This window comes from Actinomyces oris, from assembly GCF_001929375.1.
Classification (GTDB): Bacteria; Actinomycetota; Actinomycetes; order Actinomycetales; family Actinomycetaceae; genus Actinomyces; species Actinomyces oris_B.
Genome location: NZ_MSGO01000088.1, coordinates 1 through 4,279, shown reverse-complemented (window position 1 = coordinate 4,279; position 4,279 = coordinate 1). Strand labels below are relative to the sequence as shown.

Annotated in this window: 2 protein-coding genes and 1 tRNA gene; all 3 read right to left on the bottom strand. The window is 72.3% G+C overall.

Features of this window, described 5'->3' with window-relative positions:
* Positions 1–771 precede the first annotated feature (771 nt).
* The 3 genes from BKH32_RS13065 to BKH32_RS13055 all read right to left on the bottom strand — a co-directional run bounded on the left by BKH32_RS13065 (position 772) and on the right by BKH32_RS13055 (position 4,223).
* Positions 772–860: transfer RNA gene (locus tag BKH32_RS13065), tRNA-Ser, on the bottom strand.
* 229 nt (positions 861–1,089) lie between these two features.
* Positions 1,090–2,439, bottom strand: coding sequence for an AGE family epimerase/isomerase (locus tag BKH32_RS13060; protein WP_075250417.1), 1,350 nt, complete (start codon positions 2,437–2,439; stop codon positions 1,090–1,092).
* Positions 2,440–2,573: 134 nt separating this feature from the next.
* The gene (locus BKH32_RS13055; RefSeq protein WP_075250418.1) at positions 2,574–4,223 is read right to left on the bottom strand and encodes an ABC transporter substrate-binding protein; all 1,650 of its coding nucleotides are present in this window, start codon (positions 4,221–4,223) and stop codon (positions 2,574–2,576) included.
* Positions 4,224–4,279 lie beyond the last annotated feature (56 nt).

Below are 4,279 nucleotides of genomic sequence, written 5' to 3'. Positions count from 1 at the left end.
CAGGCGCATCCGGGCCTGTCCCCACTCAGCCGACGCGAGGCCCTCAAGCGCCTGTGAGACCGGGGCGACGGCCTCCGACTGGGCATGCGACAGGGCAAACTGACAGTGCCGCGCAGTCCTCTGGCCGCTCCTCGCTGCCGTCTGGGCACGTACTGGGCTTGCTGCCTCGACGCCGCGGCTCGCGCCACCGGCTCCCCCACGTGGGCCCCTCGCCCTGGGACCGCCCTGCGACGTCAGGTGGGGATCTGTCTGCCCCCTCCCCTCACCATCGAGGCATGTGCGTGGGCTGCCGCCGCACCGACGTCGTTCTGGGCCTGATCGGGGACGTACTTCCCCGACGAGGACGGCGCTTTCCTCCAGATGACTGGGGCACGACCTCAGTCATCTGGAGGACAAGTAAGTTCCGGGCGCCAAACGCAGTCCCCGATCCAGTCAGGCGGCCTCACTCCGCGACCGTCAAAGCCGACCAGGACCAGCACAGTCCCATGAAGCCAGGGGGCCGACGACGCCGCAGACCCCGCGCCTCCTCCACGGGCGCAATCGGCCACGTCCCGGCCGGCTACTCCACGAGCCTCGGGCGGTACTGGCCGGGGGGTTGTGCGTACTGCACGAACCCCCGCACCCCGCGGAGTACACCCAGCCCTCCCCCAGCAGCTCCCGCTCCTCGTGCATTGCGTCAGGGTGAGGCCGGGACCCCAGTGGTGACCGCGCCTGAGCACGAACAAACCCCCGGCAGCACTTCAGCTACCGAGGGTTCGAGTAAGCCCACAATGGCGGAGAGGGAGGGATTCGAACCCCCGGTGCGCCAGGCGCACAGCGGTTTTCAAGACCGCCACATTCGGCCGCTCTGTCACCTCTCCAGGCCGCACCCACCGGGCGCGACAGGCACAGACCCTACCATCCCGGTGGGCCCGCGGTCACCGCGAGCCCACCGGTCCGAGCCCACCGGTCGCCGACGGCGCGGTCGTGCCTTATGCCTCGAGGTCGTGGGTTAAGGCTACGACCGCGAGGACTAACCTACGACCGCGAGGCCCCGGCTGCCTTCCGGCCGCCCCGCTGCCCGGCCCCGGCCCGCTTCCGCGCCAGCCCCTAGGACCTGCCGAAGAACCCGCGCCGGTGCGTCTTGCTGGCGCGCGCCGGCAGCAGAGAGTTCGGCTCGTCGAGCCTCCCCTCGGCCAGGGCCTGCCCGATCGCCGGCCACACCGGCAGGCGCGCCATGAGGGTGGCCTGCAGGGCGTGGTAGATGTCCGGGTGCCCGGCCCAGGTGCGGGTCGAGGGCCGGTTGTCACGGTCGAGCTCATGGGTCCACACGCCGGGCGCCTCGATGAGGAACTCCTCGGCGTAGTCGATCCAGGCCCGGTAGCAGTGCTCATAGTGCTCGACGTCGATCTCCCCGCGACCGTCATCGAGCAGCGCCTGGCGGATGGCGGCCGAGGCCGAGATGCCCTCGCAGACCACCCAGTGCATGCGCTCGTGCACCACGGGCTTGCCGTCGAAGTCCGTGGTGTAGACGAAGCCCGGGGCGCCGTCGATGCGCCAGCCGTCGGTGCGGGCCTGCTCGAAGATGTGCTCGGCGGCATCCAGCATCCAGTCCGGCGCGCTCATGGAGCGGTTGATGAGCGCCCCGCGCAGCTGCACGGTCAGGCGCGCCCACTCCAGCCCGTGGCCCGGCGTGACGCCGTAGGGCCGGAAGGGGTGGGCCGGCTCGTCGCGGTTGTAGTCCAGGCGCGGCTCCCAGGAGGTGGAGTAGTGCTCGGGCAGGCGCCAGCCGTGCTCGCGGGCCTGGACGTTGACGGCGAAGTCGACGATCTTCAGGGCCCGCTCCAGCCAGCGCACCTCGCCGGTGACGTCCGCGGTGGCCAGGTAGGCCTCCACTATGTGCATGGCGGCGTTGATGCCGCGGTAGTCCTCGGGGTCGGTGAAGTCGGCGGCGTAGGACTCCACCGGCATCTGCTGGTCCTCGTCCCACCAGTAGCGGTCCTGGACCTCCATGGCGTCGCGCAGCAGCTCATGGGCGCCGGGCCGGTCGGCGGCCGTCGCGGTGGCGGCGGCCAGGAGCACGAAGGCGTGCTGGTAGCACTCCTTGCGGGCGTCGCGGTCGACCGGGACGCCCCGCCCCTCGGCGTCGGGCTCAGCGCCGATCGCCGAGTACCAGCCGCCGTTGACCGGGTCGCGCAGGGGGCCGCCCAGGGCGCGCACGCCGTGGTCGGCGTAGCGGCGGCAGCCGGGGATCCCCATGAGCGCCCCCAGGGAGAAGGCGAAGGTCATGCGGCCGGTGATCCACAGCTCGACGGGATGGGCGGGGTCCACCTCACCGTCCTGACCGATCCACCCGAATCCAGTGGGCACCTGCGCGGCGCGCGCGTAGTGCAGCAGCGCATGCGTCTCGTAAGCCAGCCAACGCTTGTGCTCGGGGGCGCCGAACCATCCCAGTCCCATGAGTCCTCCTTGAATCGCTGGGGATCCAAGGCTATCGACCCGCCTGACGCGGATCAATGCTCCAAACCGCTCGTGAACGACTCACTCCCGTACGACGCGCCCGGCCCAAGGCCGCCCACCCCGCCCGGGGCCGGCTACTTCTGCTTGGGCCAGGCCGACTCGGCCTGCTTGAGCGCCTCCTCAGGAGTCACCGTCCCAGTCGCCCACCGGCTCAGCCCGACCCACAGGGCGCTGCTGCCCACACCCACCGGCATCGAGTCCGAGGCATCCATCTCCACGGTCGTCTGGCGCGACTGGAGCAGCCTGGTGGCACGCCGGCCGACGTCGCTGGGCGCCAGGTCCGGGTCGACGCTCTGGTTGGCGGTCGCCACCCCGCCCAGCGCCATCCGCGTGCGGGCCCACTCCTGGGAGGTCAGGTACTCCATGACCGCGCTGACCGCGTCCGAGCGGGTGAAGGCCACGAGGTAGTCGGTGCCCACCAGCACCGAGTCCGATCCGCGGTCCGCCGCAGGTGTGACGAAGGCCGAGACCTTCGTTCCCGCCGTTCCGGCCGTACCCGTCGCACTCGCCGTACTCGCCGCGTCCTTCGCCGACGCCGTCGCCCCGGCCGTCCCGTCGGCGGCGGTGGCGCTCGCGGTCGGGCGGGGGGCCTGGACCGTCACCGGGTTGGCGCCGTCGGCGTCGGTGATGACGGTGCCCTCGGGGAAGCGGCTCTCGAAGGAGGAGGAGGCGTGCAGCATGAGGCAGCTGCCCTTGACCAGGTCGGCCCCGGCCTGCACGGGGGTGCGGGAGATGACCGAGCCGCGCCCACCGGCGACGCGCCCGTTGTCCAGGACCAGGGAGTTGACGGCGCCGAGGGCCTCCACGGCGCTCGGGGAGTCGACGGGCGACCGGTGCGAGGCCCAGGTCTCGTAGGCGCCGGACCCCTGGGTGGCCAGCAGGGCGTCCTCGAGCCAGTCGGTGAGCACCCAGCCGGTCGACTCCCCGTCGGCGGCGCCCACGCACCAGGGCGTCACGGAGCCGTCGGGGTGGTCGGAGCGGACCTTGCTGGTGAGGGCCTCCAGGTCGGCCCACGTGCCGGGCACCTCGTAGCCGGCCTTCTTGAAGGCGTCCGGCGAGTACCACACGAGGGACTTCAGCGAGACCATGAGCGGGGCGCCGTAGGGCACGGAGGCGTGGATGCCGACCTGGATCCAGTGCCGGTCCCAGCCGGCCTCCACGTTGCTGTTGACCTTGTTGGGCAGCGGGTGGACGACGCCGGTGTCGACGAGCTCGGCCACCATGGCGGGCTGAGGCACGATGGCCAGGTCGGGCAGGTTCTCGGGGTTGTCCTGGCTCGACGGCGAGGCCCCCGAGCTGGTGGACAGGTTCGCGCCCGAGCCGTTGAGCAGCTGGGAGCGCAGCTCGGTGGTGCCGGTGTGCTCGACGTTGATGCCCGTGCAGCTCTCGAACTCGGCCACGGAGGCCTCGAAGCGCTCGGCCTCGGTGCCGGTCAGGCTGCTGGAGATGGTGACGGTGGCGCCCTTGTGACCCTGGTAGGCCTGGTAGGCGGCGCAGCCGGTGGCCGACGCCGACCCGGCCCCACCGGCGGAGCAGGCGGCGGTGGCGGCGGCCGCCAGGGTCAGGGTGCTGGCCGCGGCCAGGAGGCGTCCGCCCTGGCACAGCCGACGGCTCGCGTGCCCTCGGCCGGGGACGCTCGCCCCACCGGACGGGCCGGCGGCGCGGGCGGCGTGCTCCTCAGGGATGGAGCCGGGCTGGGAGACAGGGAGGGGGGACTGTCGCATCACGGGTGCCTTACTCGTTCGATGAGGGCGTCCAGGACGGCCGCGCAGCCGTCCCG

What these genes read in the sequence shown, in the direction of transcription:
- BKH32_RS13060 (WP_075250417.1), bottom strand. Translation starts at nt 2,439, where the DNA reads ATGGGACTGGGATGGTTCGGCGCCCCCGAGCACAAGCGTTGGCTGGCT.
- BKH32_RS13055 (WP_075250418.1), bottom strand. Translation starts at nt 4,223, where the DNA reads ATGCGACAGTCCCCCCTCCCTGTCTCCCAGCCCGGCTCCATCCCTGAG.